Source organism: Bacteroides cellulosilyticus DSM 14838 (assembly GCF_000158035.1).
GTDB classification, from domain to species: domain Bacteria; phylum Bacteroidota; class Bacteroidia; order Bacteroidales; family Bacteroidaceae; genus Bacteroides; species Bacteroides cellulosilyticus.
Genome location: NZ_EQ973486.1, coordinates 107,521 through 110,252 on the forward strand (window position 1 = coordinate 107,521; position 2,732 = coordinate 110,252).

General features: G+C 40.2%; 2 protein-coding genes. Both read left to right on the forward strand.

All coding sequences use genetic code 11. The features are described 5' to 3' along the window. A partial coding sequence (locus tag BACCELL_RS00450) for a SusC/RagA family TonB-linked outer membrane protein (RefSeq protein WP_007209495.1) occupies window positions 1-2,515 on the forward strand: 2,515 nt, incomplete at its 5' end. Window positions 2,516-2,527: 12 nt separating this feature from the next. Then, a partial coding sequence (locus BACCELL_RS26695; protein WP_007209496.1) for a hypothetical protein occupies window positions 2,528-2,732 on the forward strand: 205 nt, incomplete at its 3' end.

The window sequence follows — 2,732 nt, forward strand, 5'->3', positions numbered from 1 at the left end:
CGATATGGCGAATATGTATATCCGTGGTATCAGTACTTTTGGCTCCAATCAAAGTCCGTTGATTTTGGTGGATGGTGTAGACCGTGATATCCGTATGATGGACGTATCGGAAATTGAGTCAATCAGTATTTTGAAGGATGCTTCCGCTACGGCAGTATATGGTGTACGTGGCGCTAACGGTGTAGTACTTGTTACAACTAAACGTGGTAAGACGGGCAAGGCAAGTATTTCATTCTCTGCTGATGCCGGTTTACAGTCTCCGACAGCTATGCCTGACATAGTGGACTCTTACAATATGGCAATCCTCACCAATGAGGCTTTGATTAATGACGGTATGAATCCTAAATATACGCAGGAACAGATAAATGCTTTCAGATATGGAAGTAATGAATTTCTTTATCCGAATGTAGACTGGGCGGATGAATGTTTGAAGGATTTTGCTTTGATGCAACAATACAACCTGAGTATTACAGGTGGTACGGAGAAAGTTAAATATTTCGTTGCGGCCAATGTAATGATGCAGGACGGTTTGTTCAAATATGCCGATTACAATGACAATTACAGTACTAATGTAAAGTATACGAAGTATAACTTCAGAAGTAACCTTGACTTTCAACTGAGTGATGTTATTTCTGCAAAATTGAATTTGGCTGGTGTAATTGGTGACAAACATCGTCCGGCTCCTGGTGGTGATGTTACGTTTATCTTCGACCGTCTGAAAATAGCAAATCCTGATCGTGCTCCAATTCGAAATCCGGACGGTTCATGGTCTGTTCTGGAGAAAGCTAACTTCAATCCGCTTGCTTATATATTAGATAGCGGTTATGCTGACGAAAAAGAAACGGCTGTACAGGCTACACTGGGTATGAAAGCTGATTTGTCCAAATGGGTAAAAGGACTTTCTATCAATGTGGATTTCTCATTCGACTTTAACAACCTGTATGTTAAGAAGTATGGTAAGACTAGCGATATGTGGGAATTCCATTCGGATGGTTCTTATAAAAACTTTCAGACCGGTAGTGCATTAGGTTTCAGTGACGACTTGAGTGTTTATAACAGCCAGTATGTTTTTGAACCGTCTCTTAATTATAATAACAAGTTTGGCGACCATGAAGTTTCCGGTTTGGTACTGTTCAATGCACAAGAATATGTGAAGAAAGGTGATGCTCTGACGCGTCTTCCCTATCGCCGCCTTGGTGTTGTAGGACGTGCCACCTATGGTTATAAAGGAAAATACCTGGGTGAGGTCAATATCGGTTACAATGGTTCTGAGAACTTTGCTCCCGGTCATCGTTTTGGATTCTTCCCAGCATTTTCTTTGGGTTGGGTAGCATCAGAGGAAAGTTTCTTTAATGTTAGTTTCATCGATTATTTGAAATTAAGAGCTTCTTACGGCCTTGTTGGTAACGATCAGATTGGTGGAGACCGTTTCTTGTATTTGAGTTTGTGGGAAAGTGCAGATGATGCAGAATTCGGTTATCCCAACTCATCAGGTGCCGGTGGGGGTACAAAGGAAAAACGTACAGGTAATGAAGTACTGACTTGGGAAAAGGCTAAGAAGTATAACTTCGGTTTCGATACCCGTATGTTTAATAATAAATTGGAATTGACTGCTGACGTATTCTTTGAAAGAAGAGAGAACATTCTTACAAGTGTGGATATTATTCCCGGTACTTATGGTGGTCCTGCCATTCAGGCTAATGCCGGAGTTGTAGAAAACAAGGGTATGGAGTTTGATGTGACGTGGCGTGACAGAATCGGAAAGAATTTTGAATATTTTGTAGGTGGTAACTATTCTTTTGCCCGTAATAAGATTGTTGAAAAGCCGGAGTCTCCGCAAGCATACGATTATTTGTATGCAACCGGTCGTCGTGTAGGACAATCATTCGGTTATGTGGCTCTTGGATTGTTCCAGTCTGAAGAAGAAATTCTGGAAAGTCCGACACAATTTGGTGTACCTCTTTATCCTGGTGATATTAAATATATGGATATCAATGGTGATGGTGTGATAGACAGTAACGATAGATATCCTATCGGTTTCCATAATGTACCGGAAATGTTCTATAGTTTTAAACTTGGTTTTAGCTATAAGCGACTTGATTTCAGCTGTCTGTTCCAAGGTGCCGGAAATGTTACTTATAACTTCCAGAACTCGAATATTCCTTTCAACAATGAAGGTAGTACTCCTATCACTGAGTGGTTGGATCGTTGGACACCGGAAAATAGAGGAGCAAGCTTGCCACGTATTTCATATACCCGTCCTGGTAACAATAACTACCAACATAGTACTTTCTGGCAGAAGAATGGAAACTATTTGAGATTGAAAAATGTCGAGATTGGTTATAAGATACCGGAACGTTGGATAGGTGTGATTGGTGCGGAAAATGCTCGTCTGTATGTTAATGGAACTAACCTGCTTACTTGGGACAATGTACCTGTATATGACCCGGAGAACACAGAAACCAAATATCCCCTGATGCGAATTATTAATTTTGGAGTTAAAGTAACATTCTAAAGTGGAATCGAAATGAAAAAGATATATAGTTTATTGTTAATCCTTGTATTACCACTCCTGAGTGCGTGTGAAGGATATCTGGATAAGCCAGATAGCGATGATGTTACTGTTGATAAGGCTTTTGAAACGGTGAAGTCGGCAAGAAAGGTTCTGAATAATCTTTATTATGAAGTAAGAACAGCTGCCTATAATGTGAATACGCGTAAAATACCTTATG